We start from the raw sequence: 20060 nt of genomic DNA, 5'->3' as shown, positions 1-20060 counted from the left end.
AGCAATGTTGAATGCCAGATAACAAATAAGACTATATCGCTACATAGCTACATAGCTACATAGCTACATAGCTACATGAGTCACGCAAAGTGATTGACTTAACGCCACATCAAATTCCTGCACTTGCCCATCTAAATTTACTATCAGACTGTACAAGTCATCTGGATTAGGCTGACTCGGATCAGCATATTTAGGTGCTTCAACCTGAAACAGAGCCGATGCATGATGTGCTCGAACATCAATAGGCAAATGTAATGTCATACCGTTAAATCTGACTGACGCTGATACTAAACCTGCACGGTAGGTACGATAATGAAGGTCGACTTTAAACTCACAGCCACCACCATGGTGCCAGATCTGTTCCATTGCTACATGGTCTAGCCTAACATGTGGAATAAATTGCAAATAAGGCATTTGCCATACACCGATACGTGTCTCGATTGCAGGTTTGGTAACAGATAAAGAACACTGCGGCGCTTCATCAAGATCAATCAACAAGTCTTCTTCATCATACTCTAAGAACAAGATTTCAATGCGATTGGGTCCTTGTTGTAAATGGGCTCTTACTTCGCGACGATACGTCGCTTCACTGCCATCACAATCCAACACTGCACGACCATTAATACGAATTTCTGCATAATGCTCAACACCACCGATCACCAAATCGACCGCCGGATTCTGCAACTCTTCTTCCGTTAACTCAAAGTCATGCATGAGGTGCCATTCTTGGTTGGCAATCATTTCTTCGGTAAGCTCTGAAGGTAAGACCTGACTTAAAGCGCCTGGGAAAGAGAGATCATCTTGAGGTATAGAGAGATCAGTAAGTGGGGACAGCTGCCATAGGCCAGCCAAATTCTTTTTCATGGTGTGAATTGACCTAGATCATATTTAGCGCAGTATAATCAAATCCGTTATCGAAAGATAGTTGAACCCACCAGATAGCAAAAAGGCCAGCTAAGCTGGCCTTTCAACAACAATTAAGGCTTACTCTTCGTCGCCTTCATCTTCATCGGTATAAAGAGCATCTTCGCCCTCGTAGTATGTACCCCAACCGTCATAGATGATGTCGTACTTCTCAGCTAAGTTCACTAGCTTTTCAACTTGTGCGTCAATCTGCTCTGCATTCAGAGTCGATTCCATTGTCGCGTCGCAGCACAACAGTTTGTTACCGTCTTCGTCTTCGGTCTCTTCCGCTTCTAGCACTTCGAAGCCCATTTTGAACGCTTCAACAACCGCCTTCTCAAGACGATCGAAATCTTCAGCAAACAGGTGGTGTTCGATCTCATACAATGCCTCTGGATCACTTCCATCTTCAATTAAGGCCTGAATGATATCGCGAGTTTCTTCCTTTTGAATTTCGATCAAATCTTCAACGGACATATACTCATCTTGTTGAGACATAAAGTGCTCCAGCTATAAATAGGTTATCGGCATGAATGATACGAGAAGTCAGCTGAAATCGAAAGATCAAACCGAGATCTTTCCTGACTATTTTTCAGTTATCGAACTCAAACCGAGCAAGATCGAGATCACAGAAACATAATTTTAACATTTCATTACTTACCTCTGATTTCAGCATAAACTTAGACAAAAGCCATAGCTAATCAGCAACAATCGCCCAGAAAGGTTATGAGGCAATTTTGCATATCAAACACTCTATTCTTAACTTTGACCTGGTTTTGCTTTAGTCACAATACCCAGTATTTTCTGCAAATTTACGTTTTTTTATGCACATATCATTCATGAATATTGCATTAAAACTGCTCAAGAGGCCTGCATACTCAAGCAAGAATTCACAGAAACTAGCACAACTCTCTTATAAAAAATTTATCTGCATTTCTCTACTTAAATCCACAATATCACTGCAATTTTAAGATTTTGCAGTAACAAACACTGACATTTTGACTTGCATCTTGATAACAAGCTTGTCATAAATAGCGCAATCAAAACTGAAAGGAATCACAATGAGTAAGTTGTACGTTGGGTCGGAAGTAGGCCAATTACGCCGTGTATTGTTAAACCGTCCAGAACGCGCCCTAACCCACCTCACGCCATCAAACTGCCATGAACTACTGTTTGATGATGTACTGGCTGTAGAAGCCGCTGGTGAAGAGCATGACGCTTTTGCCAATACATTACGCAGCCAAGATGTGGAAGTACTGCTGCTTCACGATTTATTAGTAGAGACTCTTGCCGTCCCTGAAGCGAAGGAATGGCTTCTCGAAACGCAGATTTCTGATTTCCGTTATGGTCCTATCTTCGCTAACGAACTTCGTAACTATCTGACAGAAATGGACGATGAGCACTTAGCAACTATTTTGTTGGGCGGCCTCGCATACTCTGAGCTACCAATAAAAACCCCTTCTATATTACAAAAGATGAGTAAGCCGCTTGATTTTGTCATTGAGCCACTGCCAAACCACCTTTTCACCCGTGATACCTCTTGCTGGGTGTATGGTGGCGTATCGTTGAACCCAATGATGAAGCCCGCTCGTCAACGCGAGACAAATCATCTAAGAGCTATTTATCGCTGGCATCCAACCTTCGCAGGTCAAGACTTCATTAAATATTTCGGCGATGAAGATCTTCATTATGATAACGCCAACATCGAGGGCGGTGACGTTCTTGTTATTGGTAAAGGTGCTGTATTAATTGGTATCTCTGAGCGCACCACCCCACAGGGCGTGGAAAACTTGGCGGCGAATCTATTTAAATCCGGACAAGCGTCTCAGGTCATTGCCATTGACCTTCCGAAACATCGCTCTTGCATGCATCTTGATACCGTTATGACTCATATGGACGTGGATACCTTCTCAGTTTACCCAGAGATCATCAACGACAAACTTGATACTTGGCGTCTAACCGCCGACAGCAAAGGCCAAATGCAAGTTGAAAAATTACCTAACTATCTTAAAGCCCTAGAAAGTGCTCTCAACGTTGATCAATTGAAGATCATCACTACGGGTGGTGATAACTACGAAGCAGAACGCGAGCAATGGAATGATGCTAACAATGTGCTCACCGTCAAACCCGGTGTCGTTATCGGTTACGAGAGAAATGTGTATACTAATGAAAAGTATGACAAAGCGGGCATTCAGGTCCTAACCATCCCAGGTAATGAGCTAGGACGTGGTCGGGGCGGAGCACGTTGTATGAGCTGTCCAATCGAACGAGATGGCATTTAAACATAATTATTTATCAAAAGCCCCTATTAGGGGCTTTTATTGCATTAAATTAAAATACTTATTCACAATAAAAGAATTTTTATGTATAAATAAACCAAGAAACTAAATAAAAGGGTACGAATCATGGCTTACAACTTACGAAATAGGAATTTTCTCAAGCTTCTCGACTATTCACCAAAAGAGATTCAGTTTCTTCTCGACCTGTCTAAAGATCTTAAAGCCGCTAAATATGCCGGCACAGAGCAAAAAAAACTGGTAGGGAAAAACATCGCACTGATCTTCGAAAAAGCCTCGACTCGTACCCGATGTGCTTTTGAAGTTGCCGCTTTTGATCAAGGTGCTCAAGTCTCTTACATCGGCCCTTCCGGCTCCCAAATAGGCCATAAGGAATCGATGAAAGACACGGCTCGTGTACTAGGTCGTATGTACGATGGCATTGAGTATCGTGGTTTTGGACAAGATATCGTTGAAGAGCTAGGCGCTCACGCTGGCGTACCTGTTTGGAACGGTTTAACCAATGAATTCCACCCAACGCAAATTCTCGCTGACTTTTTAACCATGCTAGAGCACGGCAAAGGCAAGTTATTACACCAAATTAAATTTGCCTACTTAGGGGATGCTCGCAACAACATGGGGAACTCTCTAATGGTCGGTGCCGCAAAAATGGGAATGGATATTCGTTTGGTTGCGCCAAAAGCTTTTTGGCCAGAGCAAAGCCTCGTTGATGAATGTCAAACTATCGCACTATCAACAGGTGCTTCGATTACTCTCACCGAGGACGTACAACAAGGTGTAGCCGATTGTGACTTCTTGTATACGGACGTTTGGGTCTCTATGGGCGAGTCAGCCTCGGCGTGGGAAGAGCGTATTGCCTTAATGAAACCGTATCAGGTAAACATGGATACGATTAAAGCTACCAATAACAAAGATGTGAAATTTATGCACTGCTTACCTGCATTTCATGATGACCAAACCACAATAGGTAAAGAAATCGCCGAAAAATATGGCTTGAATGGTCTCGAAGTCACAAATGATGTATTCGAATCGGATTACTCCATCGTATTCGATGAAGCCGAAAACCGAATGCACACCATCAAAGCCGTCATGGTCGCCACATTAGGCAGCTAGTCAAATTCACTTGCAGTTTAACTATAAACCTTTGATGTAATCGCTTGCGCTCACGATTTTTAGGCGTATAATTCTCCGCAATTTGTCTGGGGAACAATCAATGGCGCAAGCGAGTTTTACAACACATCACGCTCTCGATAAGCTTTTTGCTTATCACGCACCGTTATTATTTCCTGTTGATTACTAAACCTCCCATTATGGGGGGTTTTTTTATGCCTGCATTCCTAGCTGTGATTGAGCGTACGCCTTTCGCACTTGGAATATCCATCTGGTCTGGTTTTAACTATAGGGAAGATAAACATGGCGAATACGCTCTTTCAAAAGCACATTATCTCAATTCCAGAGTTGTCACGTGACGAGCTAGAACTCATTGTACAGACAGCCGGTCAACTAAAATCAAACCCTCAACCTGAACTCATCAAAAACAAGGTTGTTGCTAGCTGTTTCTTTGAACCTTCAACACGTACGCGTCTGTCATTTGAAACCGCCATTCAACGTATCGGCGGAGACGTGATTGGTTTCGATAGCGGTGGCAATACCTCGCTTGCTAAAAAAGGTGAAACACTGGCAGATTCAGTTCAGGTTATTTCGTCTTATGTTGATGCGTTTGTCATGCGTCACCCACAAGAAGGTGCGGCACGTCTGGCTTCTGAATTCTCAAACGGTGTACCAGTTATCAACGCAGGTGATGGTGCCAACCAACATCCAACACAAACACTGCTAGACCTATACAGCATCTACGAAACCCAGGGTCGTTTAGATGATATCAACGTTGCCTTTGTTGGTGATTTGAAATACGGCCGCACGGTACACTCGTTAACGCAAGCCCTAGCGAAATTCAATAACGTTCGCTTTTTCTTTATCGCTCCCGATGCACTTGCGATGCCTGACTATATCTGTGAAGAGCTTGAAGAAGCTGGCATCCAATTTAGCCTGCATACCGACATGGAAAGTGTAGTATCTGAACTGGATGTTCTATATATGACGCGAGTACAGAAAGAGCGTTTTGATGAGTCTGAATACGCACACATTAAATCGGCTTATATTCTCTCTGCTGATACATTGAAAGGCGCGCGCGATAACCTAAAAGTGCTCCATCCGTTGCCACGAGTTGACGAGATTACTGTCGACGTAGATAAAACGCCTTATGCGTATTATTTCCAACAAGCTGAAAACGGTGTGTACGCCCGTGAAGCTCTACTCGCTCTAGTTCTAAACGAAACGCTTTAAGGAGGATTGATCATGTCTAAAGAAACCCAGTTGCAAGTAGAAGCAATTAAAAACGGCACGGTTATCGACCATATCCCAGCAAACATTGGCATCAAAGTTCTCAAACTGTTCGCTATGGATCAATCCAAACAGCGTGTCACGATTGGTCTAAACCTTCCTTCTTCAGCATTAGGTTGTAAGGATCTATTAAAGATAGAGAACGTGTTTATCACTGAAGAACAAGCGAACAAGCTGGCACTCTATGCACCACATGCTACCGTCAACCAAATTGAAAACTATGAAGTGTGTAAAAAGCTGGCGTTAAAACTGCCAGAAACAATCACGGGAGTATTCGAGTGCCCTAATAGCAACTGCATTACTCACAATGAACCCGTAGACAGTAGCTTTAAGGTGTTCGAGAAACATCAAGACATTCGTCTCAAATGCAAATACTGCGAAAAAGTCTATTCGCGTGAGATCGTTACTGAAAGCTAAGAATGACACGATTATTAAACAAGCCTACACATTGTAGGCTTGATTTTTATTGAGCCTAGAGGCAGTCTAGACTCTCTTTGAATTCACAGAACAATGGATAAAACGATGACAAAAGTACTTCATACAGAATCTGCACCAGCAGCAATCGGTCCTTACGTACAAGGTGTCGACCTTGGTAACATGGTACTGACTTCAGGTCAGATCCCAGTAAATCCGCAAACGGGTGAAGTGTCAGAAGATATCGCTGAGCAAGCACGTCAGTCTCTAGACAACGTAAAAGCGGTTGTTGAAGCATCTGGCCTAACGGTTTCAGACATCGTAAAAATGACGGTTTTCGTTAAAGATCTCAACGACTTTGGTACAGTAAACGAAGTGTATGGTAAGTTCTTTGACGAGCACCAAGTGGCTAACTACCCTGCGCGTTCTTGTGTTGAAGTTGCTCGTCTTCCTAAAGATGTGAAGATTGAAATCGAAGCTATCGCAGTACGTAAGTAAGTTCTGCTATGTATTAAAAAAGGGTTGTCATTGACAACCCTTTTTAGTGTTATTTTTTGCTGTTTAACTCAGCAACTTCAGCATCAAGCTGCTCTAGCTTCTCTGCCATCTGCTCTCGGCATACATTCGCCAGTTTTCTCACATCTTCTTTGCCGTAGCCTTCGATCGAGATAGGTGGCAGCATCTCAACGATGATATGACCATTATCCCACTTATTAAGCTTTAGATGGCTCGTACTGCTACACACAATAGGAATGATTGGTGTCTTAGCCCCAATCGCTGCATGAAAAGCACCCGTTTTAAATGGCAATAAGCCGCGTCCACGAGAGCGTGTACCTTCCGGGAACATCCAAACTGAAAGGTTACTTTTCTTCATGCTATCAACAACTTGGTCAATCGTACCTTTCGCTTTACTGCGGTTGGCACGATCAATCAGAATATTACCTGTTAAATAATAAAGCTGACCAAAGAATGGCATCCATAGCAGGCTCTTTTTACCAACAGTTACCACATTTGGTGTAACGGCAGAAGATACCGTAAACAAATCCCAGTTGTTCTGGTGATTAGCGATATAGATGTGTTGACCGCGTTTGTAGGCATCTTCAGGTAAACGAAGATCGAGTTTAATACCAAAGATCTTCGACATAGCGCCAAAATAACGCCCAAACGTAAACACGTGTTTAGGATTTCTCGGACTAAGTAAACAGTAACCACATCCAAATACGAACATAATTACCGCAAATATCGCCACTGCAATGCAGCGTAGGAAAGCAACCATTTTGGTCTCCGCTAATGGCTTCAAAAAAAAGCCGAAACCTTAAGATTTCGGCTATTTATAATCTATCGTTATTATTCAGCAGAACCCGCGATACGTGTGATGTTAGCACCTAGTGCAGACAGCTTATCTTCAATACGCTCATAACCACGATCGATATGATAAATACGGTCTACAATTGTCTCACCATGCGCAATACAACCAGCGATAACCAAGCTTGCCGAAGCTCGCAGGTCAGTCGCCATCACTTGTGCACCACTCAATGATTCAACATCACCACAAATCACAGTGTTGCCTTCAATTTCTGCTTTTGCGCCCATACGCATTAGCTCAGGAACGTGCATAAAACGATTTTCAAAAATCGTTTCGGTAATCACACCGCCACCTTTTGCCATCATATTAAGCAAAGTAAACTGAGCTTGCATATCTGTAGGGAAGCCAGGGTGTGGAGCAGTACGAATTGAAACCGCTTTAAGCTCTCTATCGGTCATATCCAATGAGATCCAGTCATCGCCAGTCTCGATCTTAGCCCCAGCTTCTTCTAACTTAGCTAATGCCGCTTCTAATAGATGAGCATGCGTATTGCGACAAACAATCTTACCGCCTGATACCGCTGCCGCTACTAGGAAAGTGCCTGTTTCAATGCGATCTGGAACAACAGAGTGCTTGCCACCACCAAGACGTTCTACACCTTCGATAGTGATAGTATCGGTACCTGCTCCAGTGATTTTTGCGCCTAGCTTGTTCAAGAAATCAGCGGTATCGACGATTTCAGGTTCACGAGCCGCATTATCAAGTACAGTAGTACCTTCAGCCAATGTTGCAGCACACATTATCGTGATAGTCGCACCAACGCTCACTTTGTCCATCACAATGTGAGCACCCTTCAATCGACCTTCCACTTCCGCTTTCACATAACCATCTTCTAATGTGATGGTGGCACCGAGCTGCTCAAGACCATGAATATGTAAATCTACCGGACGCGCACCAATGGCACAGCCACCAGGAAGTGAAACTTGTCCTTTGCCAAAACGAGCAACCAGTGGACCTAATGCCCAAATCGATGCACGCATGGTTTTCACCAAGTCATAAGGTGCACACAACTCGTTAATCTGGCTACCATCAACATGAACAGAACCGTTGCGATGCACTTTGGCACCTAAACGGCTAAGTAGTTTCATAGTCGTATCAATGTCACGAAGATGTGGTACGTTGGCCACTTCTACAGGCTCCTCAGCCAGAATAGAAGCGAATAAAATAGGCAGTGCTGCATTTTTAGCACCTGAGATCGACACTTCGCCAGATAACGGCTGATCCGATCCAATAACTCGAAACTTATCCATTAATAAACCTTACAAAGACATCAGCTTTTTATCACGAGCCCACTCTTCTGGAGTATAGGCTTTAATTGAAACTGCGTGGATGTCATTACGCTGAATATAATCCATCAGAGGACCATAGATCATCTGCTGCTTTTTAACTCGGCTCATGCCTTCAAATTGAGCATCTACCGCAATCACTTCGTAGTGGCTACCTTCACCTTTTACGTGTAGCTCTTCTAGGTTCAATGCGTTTTGTAATAGTTCCTGTACTTTTGTGCTATCCACAAGATACTCCTAAATGTGTTTCTCAATAACTGATTCAACGTTATACAGCTGAAACAGTATTTTCAGCTCATCGGGCACGAAGCTGAGCATTATATGACACTTTCGATTTTTTGCATGCTCTAATAAGTGAATTAGCATCACCAATCCCGCAGAATCGAACCGTTTTACTTTATCTAACGCCAATTCCATCTCAGGCTCATCAAAATTAACGCTTTGAATAGTATTCCAAAGCTCTGGTACAGTATCACGATCAACGTTACCAATTAGCTCTAATACACCTTCGTTACGAACCACTAATTTAGTGTCCATTATTTTTTGCTGCCTTCAAAACGAATCGGCGCCTGTGCCAACTGCTCAAGTTCTTCTGCTACCGCTAATATGCCATCTTGACGAATTTTGCTGTTCCATTCAGATTGCTTGCTAGAGAGCAAACTAATGCCTTCTGCAATCATATCAAAGGCCTTCCATTCGCCTGTTTTCTTATCCTTTCTGAGTTTAAACTCGAGATTAATATTAGGTCTCGGTGAGTCCATAATTGTCACACGAACACCGATAATGGTCGTCTTATCATCAATTTTTGGTTCTGGACCAAATTGAACATCCTGTCCAGTATATTGGGTTAAAACTTGCGCATAAGAAGTAATCAAGTACTCTCGAAATGCTCTGGCAAACTCTAACACATCTTCTCGTTTAGCACCTTTTAAGTTAGGACCCAGTAGCTTCAACGCCGCATAGCGATCGTTCACGTAAGGCATTAGTTCCTCTTCGACTACCACCTTAAGATAGTCAGGATTTTTCTGAATTTGCTCTTGCTCATTCGCTAAACGAGTAAACGCTTTATCGGCGACTTTCTGCATCATGTCATAGGGCTTGGTGGCATCAATCTCATTAGCATGTAGACCAAATGAGAGCATCAAGGCACTAAATATCAGTAAACATTTGTTGAACATCACTTTACTCCTTTTTCTCATCGGAACCGCCAATGCTATAGAGCACTTGACCTATCATATCTTCGAGCACCAACGCTGATTTGGTGTCTTCAATTCTGTCACCATCGGCTAGATAACCTTCATCATCAAAGATAAACCCAGGCACTAGACCTATATATTGCTCACCAATCAACCCTGATGTTAGCACTTGTGCACTCGAGGTATCTGGGAAACGGTAGTCCGAGCTAATAGATAAGGTTACCACCGGTAAATAGCTCTCCTTATCAAGACTAATATCACTGACTCGGCCAATAACGACGCCACCAACTTTCACAGGAGAACGAACTTTTAGGCTACCGATATTATCGAACCTTGCTTCCAGCTTATAAGTATCCCCTGAGCCCAACCCTTTCACGTCAGCAACCTGAAAAATCATAAACAAGATTGCGCAAAGTCCGATGATGACAAAACTGCCTACCCACAATTCTAACTTTCTGGTTTGTTGCATTGAATTGTCCTTTACTCTTAATTGCCAAACATCAGTGCTGTAAGCACAAAATCTAAACCTAATACCGCCAAAGATGAGTGCACGACGGTTCTCGTTGTCGCCTGACTAATACCTTCCGAAGTCGGTATGGCATCATACCCATTAAATAGCGCGATCCACGTCACCGTAATCGCAAACACCAAACACTTAATGACGCTATTACCAATGTCTCGACCCAGCTCTACGGACGATTGCATCGCTGACCAAAAACTGCCGTGATCGATACCTTTCCAGTCCACACCAACCAGTTGGCCCCCCCAAATACCTATCGCCATAAAGATCATAGCCAATAGCGGCATGGAAATAACCCCGGCCCAAAAACGAGGCGAGATCACTCGTTTAAGAGGATCAACGGCCATCATTTCCATGCTCGATAACTGTTCAGTGGCTTTCATTAAGCCAATTTCAGCGGTTAGTGCCGAGCCTGCACGCCCAGCAAATAATAGTGCAGTAACAACTGGACCCAACTCTCTTAATAGCGATAACGCCACCATCTGTCCTAAACTGCCTTCCGCCCCATAATCGACGAGAACTACATACCCTTGCAGGCTGAGGACCATTCCAATAAACAGCCCTGATACCATAATAATGGCCAATGATTGCACACCAACGTTATGCAGCTGTTTTATTAATAGTGGAAAGTGCTTTTTGGGCTGTGGTTTGGAAAACAGGACACCAAATAGCATAAAGGTTGCCCTACCCCATGATTGGCAAAGAGATAAAGTTCGCTGACCGACTTTTTGAATCCATACTGAAGGAAACGACATATTAGAACAGCTCCTCAGTTAATGCTTTTGCTGGATAACGAAATGGAACGGGTCCATCGGCTTCGCCGAGCAAGAACTGTTGGACTCGAGCATCAGGGTTACTTCTCAATTCATCAGGAGTACCACAAGCAACAACTTTTCCATCAGCGAGCAAGTAAACCCAATCTGCGATGGACATAACTTCAGGAACATCATGAGAAACAACAATAGAGGTAAGGTCTAGTGCCTTGTTCAACTTGCCAATAAGCTCCACCAGCACTCCCATCGTTATAGGGTCCTGACCAACAAAGGGCTCATCGTACATGATTAATTCAGGATCAAGCGCAATAGCTCTTGCGAGCGCCGCACGTCTTGCCATGCCTCCAGAAAGTTCACTTGGCATAAGTTGAGATGCCCCACGTAATCCGACAGCCTCTAACTTTAGCAGCACTAAAGTACGAATCATCGACTCACTCAGTTCTGTATGCTCACGCAAAGGAAACGCGACATTGTCAAAGACGTTAAGGTCGGTAAATAGTGCACCCGATTGGAATAGCATGCTCATTTTCTTGCGAACATGGTAAAGACGTTTTCTAGAAAGCGTAGGAATATTGTCGCCTTCGAACCAAATCTCCCCATGGTCAGGCGAGATTTGTCCACCGATCAGACGAAGTAATGTTGTTTTACCAATTCCCGATGGTCCCATGATGGCTGTTATCTTACCTTTGGGTACATGCAACTCGACGTCATCAAAAATGACGTGTGAGCCACGCGCAAAAGTCAGTCCCTTAACGGAAACCAAGTCATTGTTTGACATACATTTCCTTATCATCCTAACAGTAGTCCTATGCTAAACAATAATAATGATACAAGCGGACAATTAAAACCCTTATATCCAAATGGTTGGATAATTACAGAGTCAAACCCCATTACAACAAACTTGCGTCATTACACGCATTTATGACTTCGCTCCTAACCTTAGTCTATCTATTAGCGTATTAGCTTCGGCGCACTATTGTTATTTTATTTGTTGATTAGCTTCCATTTTGGCCGACAAACCGTCAAAATTAGCCGCCAAATGTCTCAGAAAAATAGAAGTGGATAAAAACATGCTTGAAGCCGTAGTGTTTCTGATAATTGGACTGGTTTTTCTCGTTTGGAGTGCTGATAAATTAGTATTCGGCGCCGCGGCACTGGCACGCAATGTGGGTATTTCGCCACTAGTTATCGGTATGACTATTCTTGCTATGGGGTCATCAGCGCCAGAAATGATGGTTTCGGCCACCGCCGCCCTAGAAGGGAAAACGGATACTGCGGTTGGTAACGTACTAGGCTCCAACATCGCCAATATTGCGCTTATTCTTGGTATTACGGCCATGATTAAGCCTCTTTCTATTTCATCTGCGGTTCTGAGACGCGAGCTACCTTTAATGATCGCGGTAACGCTTATCGCGGGTCTTATTCTTTGGGATAGCCACCTTGGTTTCTATGAAGGTATTATTCTGTTTGCCTTATTTGGCGCATTTATCCTTGCCATGCTTCGTATCAGCAAAGCAGAAAAAGAGAGTGGTAACAATGACGCCATGCTGGAAGACCAAGAGTCCGAAATTCCAGAAGGTGTGAGTAACGCTAAAGCAGCCATGTGGGTGGTGATTGGCCTAATCATCCTCCCTATCGCAGCAGATAGACTGGTAGATAGCGCCGTAACGATCGCCCAGTATTTTGGTATGAGCGACCTTGTTATTGGTCTAACAATTATCGCGATTGGTACCAGCCTACCAGAACTGGCCGCTTCTCTTGCTGGTGTTCTAAAAGGCGAAGATGATATGGCGGTAGGTAACATCATAGGTTCAAACGTCTTCAACATCCTCGCCGTTATGGGTATTCCAGGTATCATTAACCCTTCTATACTCAGTGAACATGCTATGGGCCGTGATTTCTGGGTTATGCTGGCCGTTTCGCTATTACTGGTTGTAATGGCACTGGGCAAATCTAAGAGCATTAATCGAATCGAAGGCTTTATTTTGTTCGTGCTATTCCTTGGTTATCAGGTTTATCTATTCGCTAATATGGCAGCTTAGGAGCGGTTATCATGTCTGGTTTTGATTATGTTAGCGCGGCAAAGCGTGTTTTAGATACCGAAGTACAAGCACTTCAACACCTTGAGCGCTACTTTGACGAGCAATTTGAATCGGTATGTGATGCGATTCTCAACCACCAAGGCAAGGTTATTGTCATGGGGATGGGTAAATCAGGACACATTGGTAAGAAAATTGCGGCTACGCTTGCTAGCACTGGCACATCAGCGTTTTTTGTCCACCCAGGAGAAGCTGCTCACGGCGATTTGGGTATGATTGAAGCTCGCGATCTCGTTATCGCCATCTCTAACTCTGGTGAGTCACACGAAATCATTAGTTTGTTTCCTGTCTTTAAGCGCCTTGGTATTACTACGGTAAGTATGACTGGAAAGCCTGAATCTAACATGGCAAAGCTCTCTGATTTTCATTTGCAAATCACTGTTCCTAAAGAAGCGTGCCCACTTGGCCTAGCACCTACTTCTAGCTCGACGGCAACTCTGGTTATGGGAGATGCATTAGCCATCGCCTTATTAGAAGCTCGTGGCTTCGGTGAAGAAGACTTTGCCCTGTCTCATCCGGGCGGCGCATTGGGTCGTAAGTTACTACTTAAACTGAGTGATATCATGCATTCAGGTAAAGCGCTGCCTGTCGTCGGTCCGCAGACCTTGGTACGCGACGCACTACTAGAAATTTCCGATAAAGGACTAGGCATGACAACTATCGTGGACAACGATATGAACTTGCTAGGTATCTTTACCGATGGAGACTTGCGACGTATTCTTGATAAACGAGTCGATATTCATGACACCACCATTGGCGAGGTCATGACCGTTAACCCAACCACTGCTGCGCCTAATATGCTAGCGGCTGAAGGGTTAAACTTAATGCAATCGAAGAATATTAACGGTCTTGTACTACTCGATGATAACAAAGTCGTGGGTGCACTCAATATGCATGACTTATTAAAAGCAGGAGTAATGTAGTGTCTAAACAAGTTGAAACGCTCTATGGTTTGGTGGCTTCATCCACTTACGATAAAGCAGCAGACATCAAACTCCTGATTTGCGACGTGGATGGCGTCTTCTCCGATGGCTTGATTTATATGGGCAACCAAGGTGAAGAGCTCAAAACCTTTCATACTCGTGACGGTTACGGTATTAAAGCTTTAATGAGTGCGGGCGTAGAAGTAGCCATCATTACAGGCCGTCGCTCACAGATCGTTGAAAATCGTATGACCGCACTGGGTATTTCTTTGATTTACCAAGGGCAAGATGACAAAGTCACCGCATACCAAGATATTTGCCAAAAGCTTGCTATCCCAGCATCGAAAACGGCTTACATCGGTGATGATCTTATTGATTGGCCTGTCATGGCGCAGGTCGGCTTAAGCATCTGCGTGGCGGATGGACATCCACTGCTAGCCAGAAAAGCGGATCACGTCACTACGATTCCGGGTGGACGCGGTGCAGTTAGGGAAGTTTGTGATCTGATCCTAGAATCAAAGGGCGAACTAGAGCTTCACAAAGGTCTTAGTATATGAGTTTGTCTCGTATTCTTTATAGTCTACTTGCCATTATTTCTATTGGGTGTGCGGTTTATTTGTACACCAAGGATGAATCGAGCACGATTCAGATTGTCCCTGATATTGAACTGCCAGCTTTCAGTGGAATAAATGTCCATAACATTTCTTACTCTGATACCGGTATTCGAAGCTATACGATCAACTCCGTACATCTGGAACATTTCGCTCAAAAAGGGAATACTATTTTTGAAAGTCCTGTATTGTCTATTTACGCGAATGGTACAACAAAAGAGTGGGAAATTTCCGCAGATAAAGCCATTTTAGACAAGGATGAAGTACTCACTTTATACGACAATGTTCTAGCTCAAAATCTATTACCAGAGTCAGGATTTGATACACTATCAACACAGAAGATGAGCATTAAACTAACCAACAGAGACTTTTGGTCCGATACCAAAGTCATTATGCTCGGCCCTCAATTTGAAACACGCGGCGAAGCGATGAAAGGAAATTTCGCAGACAATATCGCCGAGGTTTATAACAAAGTGAACAGTAGATATGAAACTCTCACACCTTAGTTTAGGTATTTGCTTACTTTTACCTATATCAGCAATGGCATTATCAACAGACTCAGAGCAACCGGTGTATATTGACTCTGACTCTCAGCAGCTTGATATGAAAAGCAACCAAGTAACCTTCGAAGGCGATGTAAAGCTTAAACAAGGTAGTATTAACATCAATGCCGATAAAGTGATTGTTACACGTGAAGCAGAAACGGGCACAATTCAGGTTATCGAAGGTTTTGGCGATCTAGCGACATTTTCGCAACTTACTGACGACGGCAAAACCTTATATGGTGAAGCAAAACAGTTACATTACTCACTGAAAAACGATCAATTGACCATGACAAATAAAGCGATGCTATCTCAAGACGACAGTATCATTCGTGGCAGTGTCATTAAGTACAGAATCTCATCACAAAAACTCATCGCTGATGGCGACTCGAAAGGAAGAGTATCTACTGTGCTTCAACCACAACAGATTCAAGAGAAGTAATTGTATTTATGGCGTTATTGAAAGCGACACATTTAGCAAAAAGCTATAAAAACCGTAAAGTGGTCTCAGACGTTAGTCTTTCGGTTGAGTCTGGTCAGATAGTGGGATTGCTGGGCCCTAACGGCGCAGGTAAAACTACGTCGTTTTATATGATTGTTGGTCTGGTTGCCCGTGATGAAGGCACCATCACTATTGACGGAGAAGATATTAGTATTCTCCCAATGCATAGCCGCGCCAAAATGGGCATTGGCTACCTGCCACAAGAAGCCTCCATTTTCAGAAAGCTCAGTGTTGAAAACAACATTATGGCAGTGCTTGAGACTCGTAATGAGATCACTCAAGAAGAGCGACAAGATAAGCTAGAGGACCTGCTGGATGAGTTCAATATTCAGCACATTCGAAAAAGTGCTGGGATGGCGTTGTCTGGCGGCGAACGTCGACGTGTCGAAATTGCTAGGGCTCTAGCCGCTAACCCACAATTCATCTTACTGGATGAGCCGTTTGCGGGTGTCGACCCAATTTCAGTGATTGATATTAAGAAGATCATCGAGCACTTACGCGATAGAGGCTTAGGAGTTCTTATCACCGACCATAACGTTCGTGAAACCTTAGATGTGTGTGAAAAAGCATACATTGTGAGCCAAGGTCATCTAATTGCCGAAGGAAGTCCTGAAGATGTTCTCAATAATGAACACGTAAAACAGGTTTATCTCGGTGAACAATTCAGACTATGATTTAATAGGCTTGGATAAAATTTTAATAATAGGCTAGCAATACTGCATGAAACCCTCATTACAACTCAAGCTAGGTCAACAGTTAGCAATGACGCCCCAGTTGCAACAAGCAATTCGCTTGCTGCAATTGTCGACGCTCGATCTGCAACAAGAGATTCAAGAGGCCCTAGACTCAAACCCATTACTTGACGTGGAAGAAACCGCGGAAGAAGCACCGCCTTCTAATGAGGAAAAGTCGAGCCCTGAAAGTAAAGAAGAAGTATCTGCAGAGCCAGTTAGCGAACCAGAACCGAAAGATAGCTCTGAGCAAATTGAAAGTTCTGAAATATCGACAGAACTTGAAATGGATACCACTTGGGATGATGTCTATAGTGCCAATACCGGTAACACGGGTATTGCCGCTGATGATGACATGCCAATATATCAAGGTGAAACCACACAGTCTCTTCAAGACTACTTAGTTTGGCAATTAGACCTCACGCCATTTACTGAAACAGATCGTGCCATCGCCTTAGCCATCATTGATGCTGTCGATGATTACGGCTATCTGACCCTGTCCTGTGAAGAGATTCTCGATAGTGTCGATATTGAGGATGTTGAGCTTGATGAAATTGAAGCGGTAAGAAAACGCGTTCAGCAATTCGATCCACTAGGCGTTGCATCTCTTAATCTGCAAGATTGCCTATTACTGCAACTCGCGACTTTCCCTGAAGACACTCCATGGCTCGCTGAAGCTAAGTTGGTCTTGTCTGATCATATCGATCAACTGGGTAACCGTGATTACAAACTCGTGATTAAAGAGACGAAGCTTAAGGAAGCGGATCTTCGAGAAGTTTTGAAGCTAATCCAACAGCTTGACCCTAGACCAGGCAGTAAGATAACACCTGATGAAACTGAGTACGTAGTGCCTGATGTCTCCGTATTTAAAGACCGCGGAAAATGGATAGTTCAGATTAACCCGGACAGTGTTCCAAGACTGAAAGTGAATCAACAATACGCGAAGCTCGGTACAGGCAACAGTGCTGACAGCCAATATATTCGCTCTAATTTGCAGGAAGCGAAATGGTTGATTAAGAGCCTTGAAAGTCGCAATGAAACTTTACTCAAAGTCGCTAAATGCATTGTCGAACATCAGCATGACTTTTTTGAATACGGTGAAGAGGCAATGAAACCTATGGTTCTCAACGATGTTGCCCTTGCTGTAGACATGCATGAATCGACGATTTCTCGAGTGACCACTCAGAAATATATGCATACCCCACGCGGCATTTTTGAGCTGAAGTATTTCTTCTCAAGCCACGTATCGACTGACAATGGCGGCGAGTGTTCCTCGACAGCCATTCGAGCACTAATCAAGAAGCTTGTCGCTGCTGAAAATCCAGCCAAGCCATTGAGCGATAGTAAAATCGCAGCGCAACTAGCTGACCAAGGAATTCAGGTTGCTAGACGAACAATAGCGAAATACCGTGAGTCGTTGGGCATCGCCCCTTCCAGTCAGCGTAAACGCCTACTTTAAGGCCAATAACTAAGAAGGAAAGTCTATGCAAATTCAAATTGAAGGCCACCACGTCGATGTCACTGAGTCAATGCAGGACTACGTTCAGAGTAAATTCCAAAAACTGGAACGTTTTTTCGATCATATAAATAGCATTAACGTCATATTAAAAGTTGAAAAATTAAACCAGATCGCAGAAGCTACGCTCCACGTTAATCAAGCTGAAATTCATGCGGCGGCAAATGATGAAAGTATGTATGCTGCCATTGACGCGCTAGTCGATAAGCTCGTCAGACAATTGAACAAGCATAAAGAAAAATTAAGTAATCACTAAAATGCAAATAAGTGAAGTATTAACTCTGGACTGCACCAAAAGTGCAGTCCCTTGTACGAGTAAAAAACGCGCCTTAGAAATTATTAGCGAAATCGCTGCAGAGCATACTGGTCAAAACTCTACTGAACTGTTCGAATGCATGTTGAGCCGTGAAAAAGTGGGTAGCACTGGTATTGGCAATGGTATTGCTATTCCTCATGCTAGAATGCATGACAGCGATAAAGCGGTTGCGGTGTTACTTCAGTGCCAAGCGCCCGTTGACTTCGACTCTATTGATAACCGCCCAGTTGACCTTATGTTCGCACTGCTAGTTCCAGATGCGCAGTGTAAAGAACATTTAAAGACTTTGTCATGTATGGCAGAGCGATTAAATGATAAAACTGTCCTAAAGCAACTTCGTAATGCTCAATCCGATCAAGAGCTTTACGATATTATTGTTAGCCATTAGAACAAGCTGAGAAAAAATGCGATTAGTCGTTGTAAGTGGACATTCAGGCGCAGGTAAAAGTGTGGCGTTGCGAGTGCTAGAAGATTCTGGTTACTACTGCGTTGATAACCTACCAATCGATTTACTAGAAGCCTTTGTGGATTCATCGAAAGATTCCCAACAAAGTGTTGCCGTCAGTATTGATATTCGTAACCTGCCTGACAACCTGAATAACTTAACCTCTAAGTTGAAACAATTGTCTAAACAACATGACGTCAAAGTGCTTTTCCTTGATGCGTCAAAGCCAGTGTTGTTAAAACGCTACAGTGAAACTCGTCGTATCCACCCTCTTTCTCAGCGTAAAGATAAACTGTCACTTGAACAGGCTATTGATGTAGAGCACACACTTCTCAAACCCATCAAAGAGCATGCTGACTACATCATTGATTCGAGTGAACAATCCATACACGACTTAAGCGAAGCTATTCGTTTTGAATTAGAAGGCCAAGAGAAGAAAGATCTTGTCATGGTTTTCCAATCGTTTGGGTTTAAATACGGTATGCCAAGTGATGCAGATTACGTATTTGATGTTCGTTTTCTCCCCAATCCACATTGGCAGCCAGAATTAAGACCTATGACTGGGTTAGATGCACCGATTAAGTCTTTCCTAGAAGCTTATCCTGACGTCATCGAGTTGAAACAACAAATTCAAGGCTTTGTTGAACGTTGGCTACCTCAACTGGAAAAGAACAATCGCAGCTATCTAACAGTCGCAATTGGTTGTACCGGCGGTAAACACCGCTCTGTTTATATCACTCAGCAGATTGGTGAATATTTTGCTCAGCTCGGCCATCAAGTAAAAATTCGTCACGCATCGCTAGAGAAAAACAACTAACAGGAATCCAAATGTCACTATCTCGCACTGTTCTCATTCAAAATCGTCTTGGTTTGCATGCTCGTGCTGCGGTCAAGTTAGTAGAATTAGCACAGAGCTTCGAGGCAACCGTGACGATTTGTAATCATGAACAGAAAGAAGCGACAGCAGATAGCGTGATGGGTCTTCTTATGCTCGAGTCTGCTCAAGGTGAGAACATCACCATTAAAGCGTCAGGAAACCAGGCTGAGGATGCTCTGCAAGCGGTATGCGAGTTGGTTGAACACCGTTTTGACGAAGACGAATAGATTCCGCACACTTTTCTGTTTTATTTCCACTCTCCGATAACTTCTTCGCGCCCTGTAGGTTACTTGAACCCAAAATTAAGCTACTATTCAATACATTAAAAAGCAGTTGAGTGTAG

At 43.4% G+C, this 20060-nt stretch carries 26 protein-coding genes; 16 read left to right on the top strand and 10 right to left on the bottom strand.

Annotated features, from left to right (window positions below; all coding sequences use genetic code 11):
* Positions 1-63: 63 nt before the first annotated feature.
* Together JKJ11_RS01985 and rraB are read right to left on the bottom strand one after the other, a co-directional pair.
* Complete coding sequence (locus JKJ11_RS01985) at positions 64-864, bottom strand: glycosyl hydrolase 2 galactose-binding domain-containing protein (protein ID WP_252038680.1); 801 nt, start codon at positions 862-864, stop codon at positions 64-66.
* A gap of 120 nt (positions 865-984) precedes the next feature.
* On the bottom strand, positions 985-1401 hold the full coding sequence (gene rraB / locus JKJ11_RS01980; protein WP_038228909.1) for a ribonuclease E inhibitor RraB: 417 nt from the start codon (positions 1399-1401) through the stop codon (positions 985-987).
* Between the two features lie 563 nt (positions 1402-1964).
* Between rraB and arcA the strand changes: the two genes are divergently transcribed.
* From arcA to JKJ11_RS01955, 5 genes are all read left to right on the top strand, one after another.
* Positions 1965-3185, top strand: a complete 1221-nt coding sequence (gene arcA / locus JKJ11_RS01975) for an arginine deiminase (RefSeq protein WP_006073318.1) — start codon at positions 1965-1967, stop codon at positions 3183-3185.
* 123 nt (positions 3186-3308) lie between these two features.
* A complete protein-coding gene (gene argF, locus JKJ11_RS01970; protein WP_006073317.1) occupies positions 3309-4313 on the top strand; it encodes an ornithine carbamoyltransferase in 1005 nt (334 codons plus the stop codon).
* 300 nt (positions 4314-4613) lie between these two features.
* Positions 4614-5543 (top strand): aspartate carbamoyltransferase, encoded by a 930-nt coding sequence (gene pyrB, locus JKJ11_RS01965; RefSeq protein ID WP_006073315.1) that lies wholly within the window; start codon positions 4614-4616, stop codon positions 5541-5543.
* Between the two features lie 12 nt (positions 5544-5555).
* On the top strand, positions 5556-6017 hold the full coding sequence (gene pyrI / locus JKJ11_RS01960) for an aspartate carbamoyltransferase regulatory subunit (protein ID WP_006073314.1): 462 nt from the start codon (positions 5556-5558) through the stop codon (positions 6015-6017).
* 105 nt (positions 6018-6122) lie between these two features.
* Positions 6123-6512: a RidA family protein gene (locus tag JKJ11_RS01955; protein WP_038228906.1), complete on the top strand. Its 390-nt coding sequence runs from the start codon at positions 6123-6125 to the stop codon at positions 6510-6512.
* Positions 6513-6561: 49 nt separating this feature from the next.
* Here the strand turns inward: JKJ11_RS01955 and JKJ11_RS01950 are convergent, their stop codons facing one another.
* The 8 genes from JKJ11_RS01950 to mlaF all read right to left on the bottom strand — a co-directional run bounded on the left by JKJ11_RS01950 (position 6562) and on the right by mlaF (position 11933).
* Positions 6562-7290, bottom strand: coding sequence for a 1-acylglycerol-3-phosphate O-acyltransferase (locus JKJ11_RS01950; protein WP_006073311.1), 729 nt, complete (start codon positions 7288-7290; stop codon positions 6562-6564).
* A 71-nt stretch (positions 7291-7361) separates the two neighbouring features.
* Entirely contained in the window at positions 7362-8630 is a 1269-nt protein-coding gene (gene murA, locus JKJ11_RS01945; protein WP_006073309.1) for a UDP-N-acetylglucosamine 1-carboxyvinyltransferase, read from the bottom strand.
* Positions 8631-8639: 9 nt separating this feature from the next.
* The gene (gene ibaG / locus JKJ11_RS01940; RefSeq protein ID WP_006073308.1) at positions 8640-8894 is read right to left on the bottom strand and encodes a BolA family iron metabolism protein IbaG; all 255 of its coding nucleotides are present in this window, start codon (positions 8892-8894) and stop codon (positions 8640-8642) included.
* 9 nt (positions 8895-8903) lie between these two features.
* Positions 8904-9206: an STAS domain-containing protein gene (locus tag JKJ11_RS01935; protein WP_420883067.1), complete on the bottom strand. Its 303-nt coding sequence runs from the start codon at positions 9204-9206 to the stop codon at positions 8904-8906.
* Positions 9203-9844, bottom strand: coding sequence for a phospholipid-binding protein MlaC (gene mlaC, locus JKJ11_RS01930; protein WP_006073300.1), 642 nt, complete (start codon positions 9842-9844; stop codon positions 9203-9205). The genes JKJ11_RS01935 and mlaC overlap by 4 nt, the downstream gene beginning before the upstream one ends.
* A 4-nt stretch (positions 9845-9848) precedes the next feature.
* Positions 9849-10331, bottom strand: a complete 483-nt coding sequence (mlaD, locus tag JKJ11_RS01925) for an outer membrane lipid asymmetry maintenance protein MlaD (protein WP_006073296.1) — start codon at positions 10329-10331, stop codon at positions 9849-9851.
* Positions 10332-10348: 17 nt separating this feature from the next.
* Complete coding sequence (gene mlaE, locus JKJ11_RS01920) at positions 10349-11137, bottom strand: lipid asymmetry maintenance ABC transporter permease subunit MlaE (protein ID WP_006073293.1); 789 nt, start codon at positions 11135-11137, stop codon at positions 10349-10351.
* Between the two features lies 1 nt (position 11138).
* The gene (gene mlaF / locus JKJ11_RS01915; protein ID WP_124940565.1) at positions 11139-11933 is read right to left on the bottom strand and encodes a phospholipid ABC transporter ATP-binding protein MlaF; all 795 of its coding nucleotides are present in this window, start codon (positions 11931-11933) and stop codon (positions 11139-11141) included.
* Between the two features lie 292 nt (positions 11934-12225).
* On the opposite strand from mlaF, the gene JKJ11_RS01910 reads away from it, so the two are divergent.
* The 11 genes from JKJ11_RS01910 to JKJ11_RS01860 are packed head-to-tail and all read left to right on the top strand — an operon-like array spanning position 12226 to position 19944.
* Positions 12226-13197, top strand: coding sequence for a calcium/sodium antiporter (locus JKJ11_RS01910; protein ID WP_006073285.1), 972 nt, complete (start codon positions 12226-12228; stop codon positions 13195-13197).
* An 8-nt stretch (positions 13198-13205) separates the two neighbouring features.
* Positions 13206-14177, top strand: coding sequence for a KpsF/GutQ family sugar-phosphate isomerase (locus JKJ11_RS01905; protein WP_086027636.1), 972 nt, complete (start codon positions 13206-13208; stop codon positions 14175-14177).
* On the top strand, positions 14177-14734 hold the full coding sequence (gene kdsC, locus JKJ11_RS01900; RefSeq protein WP_006073282.1) for a 3-deoxy-manno-octulosonate-8-phosphatase KdsC: 558 nt from the start codon (positions 14177-14179) through the stop codon (positions 14732-14734). The genes JKJ11_RS01905 and kdsC overlap by 1 nt, the downstream gene beginning before the upstream one ends.
* Entirely contained in the window at positions 14731-15294 is a 564-nt protein-coding gene (lptC, locus tag JKJ11_RS01895; protein ID WP_006073281.1) for an LPS export ABC transporter periplasmic protein LptC, read from the top strand. The genes kdsC and lptC overlap by 4 nt, the downstream gene beginning before the upstream one ends.
* Positions 15275-15772, top strand: a complete 498-nt coding sequence (lptA, locus tag JKJ11_RS01890) for a lipopolysaccharide transport periplasmic protein LptA (protein ID WP_006073277.1) — start codon at positions 15275-15277, stop codon at positions 15770-15772. The genes lptC and lptA overlap by 20 nt, the downstream gene beginning before the upstream one ends.
* Before the next feature lie 8 nt (positions 15773-15780).
* On the top strand, positions 15781-16506 hold the full coding sequence (gene lptB, locus JKJ11_RS01885) for an LPS export ABC transporter ATP-binding protein (RefSeq protein WP_006073275.1): 726 nt from the start codon (positions 15781-15783) through the stop codon (positions 16504-16506).
* Positions 16507-16552: 46 nt separating this feature from the next.
* Positions 16553-18022 carry an RNA polymerase factor sigma-54 gene (locus JKJ11_RS01880; RefSeq protein ID WP_006073273.1) on the top strand — a complete coding sequence of 490 codons (1470 nt, stop codon included), beginning with the start codon at positions 16553-16555 and terminating at the stop codon, positions 18020-18022.
* Positions 18023-18047: 25 nt separating this feature from the next.
* Positions 18048-18335 carry a ribosome hibernation promoting factor gene (hpf, locus tag JKJ11_RS01875; protein ID WP_006073271.1) on the top strand — a complete coding sequence of 96 codons (288 nt, stop codon included), beginning with the start codon at positions 18048-18050 and terminating at the stop codon, positions 18333-18335.
* Between the two features lies 1 nt (position 18336).
* Positions 18337-18783 (top strand): PTS IIA-like nitrogen regulatory protein PtsN, encoded by a 447-nt coding sequence (ptsN, locus tag JKJ11_RS01870; protein ID WP_006073263.1) that lies wholly within the window; start codon positions 18337-18339, stop codon positions 18781-18783.
* Positions 18784-18799: 16 nt separating this feature from the next.
* The gene (gene rapZ / locus JKJ11_RS01865) at positions 18800-19657 is read left to right on the top strand and encodes an RNase adapter RapZ (protein WP_124940563.1); all 858 of its coding nucleotides are present in this window, start codon (positions 18800-18802) and stop codon (positions 19655-19657) included.
* 11 nt (positions 19658-19668) lie between these two features.
* Entirely contained in the window at positions 19669-19944 is a 276-nt protein-coding gene (locus JKJ11_RS01860; protein WP_006073260.1) for an HPr family phosphocarrier protein, read from the top strand.
* Positions 19945-20060: the final 116 nt, after the last annotated feature.

The sequence above is a fragment of the Vibrio sp. SCSIO 43133 genome (assembly GCF_023716845.1).
In the GTDB taxonomy this organism is placed as follows: Bacteria; Pseudomonadota; Gammaproteobacteria; order Enterobacterales; family Vibrionaceae; genus Vibrio; species Vibrio mediterranei.
Note: the sequence above shows the minus strand (reverse complement) of the source record. Positions and strands in the feature narration are given on the sequence as shown.

Coding starts and splice junctions, on each gene's coding strand:
- rraB (WP_038228909.1), bottom strand. CDS start 1,401: ATGTCTCAACAAGATGAGTATATGTCCGTTGAAGATTTGATCGAAATT.
- JKJ11_RS01955 (WP_038228906.1), top strand. CDS start 6,123: ATGACAAAAGTACTTCATACAGAATCTGCACCAGCAGCAATCGGTCCT.
- JKJ11_RS01910 (WP_006073285.1), top strand. CDS start 12,226: ATGCTTGAAGCCGTAGTGTTTCTGATAATTGGACTGGTTTTTCTCGTT.
- arcA (WP_006073318.1), top strand. CDS start 1,965: ATGAGTAAGTTGTACGTTGGGTCGGAAGTAGGCCAATTACGCCGTGTA.
- JKJ11_RS01880 (WP_006073273.1), top strand. CDS start 16,553: ATGAAACCCTCATTACAACTCAAGCTAGGTCAACAGTTAGCAATGACG.
- mlaF (WP_124940565.1), bottom strand. CDS start 11,933: ATGTCAAACAATGACTTGGTTTCCGTTAAGGGACTGACTTTTGCGCGT.
- argF (WP_006073317.1), top strand. CDS start 3,309: ATGGCTTACAACTTACGAAATAGGAATTTTCTCAAGCTTCTCGACTAT.
- ptsN (WP_006073263.1), top strand. CDS start 18,337: ATGCAAATAAGTGAAGTATTAACTCTGGACTGCACCAAAAGTGCAGTC.
- murA (WP_006073309.1), bottom strand. CDS start 8,630: ATGGATAAGTTTCGAGTTATTGGATCGGATCAGCCGTTATCTGGCGAA.
- JKJ11_RS01860 (WP_006073260.1), top strand. CDS start 19,669: ATGTCACTATCTCGCACTGTTCTCATTCAAAATCGTCTTGGTTTGCAT.
- hpf (WP_006073271.1), top strand. CDS start 18,048: ATGCAAATTCAAATTGAAGGCCACCACGTCGATGTCACTGAGTCAATG.
- JKJ11_RS01950 (WP_006073311.1), bottom strand. CDS start 7,290: ATGGTTGCTTTCCTACGCTGCATTGCAGTGGCGATATTTGCGGTAATT.
- mlaE (WP_006073293.1), bottom strand. CDS start 11,137: ATGTCGTTTCCTTCAGTATGGATTCAAAAAGTCGGTCAGCGAACTTTA.
- pyrI (WP_006073314.1), top strand. CDS start 5,556: ATGTCTAAAGAAACCCAGTTGCAAGTAGAAGCAATTAAAAACGGCACG.
- rapZ (WP_124940563.1), top strand. CDS start 18,800: ATGCGATTAGTCGTTGTAAGTGGACATTCAGGCGCAGGTAAAAGTGTG.
- mlaD (WP_006073296.1), bottom strand. CDS start 10,331: ATGCAACAAACCAGAAAGTTAGAATTGTGGGTAGGCAGTTTTGTCATC.
- lptC (WP_006073281.1), top strand. CDS start 14,731: ATGAGTTTGTCTCGTATTCTTTATAGTCTACTTGCCATTATTTCTATT.
- lptA (WP_006073277.1), top strand. CDS start 15,275: ATGAAACTCTCACACCTTAGTTTAGGTATTTGCTTACTTTTACCTATA.
- lptB (WP_006073275.1), top strand. CDS start 15,781: ATGGCGTTATTGAAAGCGACACATTTAGCAAAAAGCTATAAAAACCGT.
- pyrB (WP_006073315.1), top strand. CDS start 4,614: ATGGCGAATACGCTCTTTCAAAAGCACATTATCTCAATTCCAGAGTTG.
- JKJ11_RS01985 (WP_252038680.1), bottom strand. CDS start 864: ATGAAAAAGAATTTGGCTGGCCTATGGCAGCTGTCCCCACTTACTGAT.
- mlaC (WP_006073300.1), bottom strand. CDS start 9,844: ATGTTCAACAAATGTTTACTGATATTTAGTGCCTTGATGCTCTCATTT.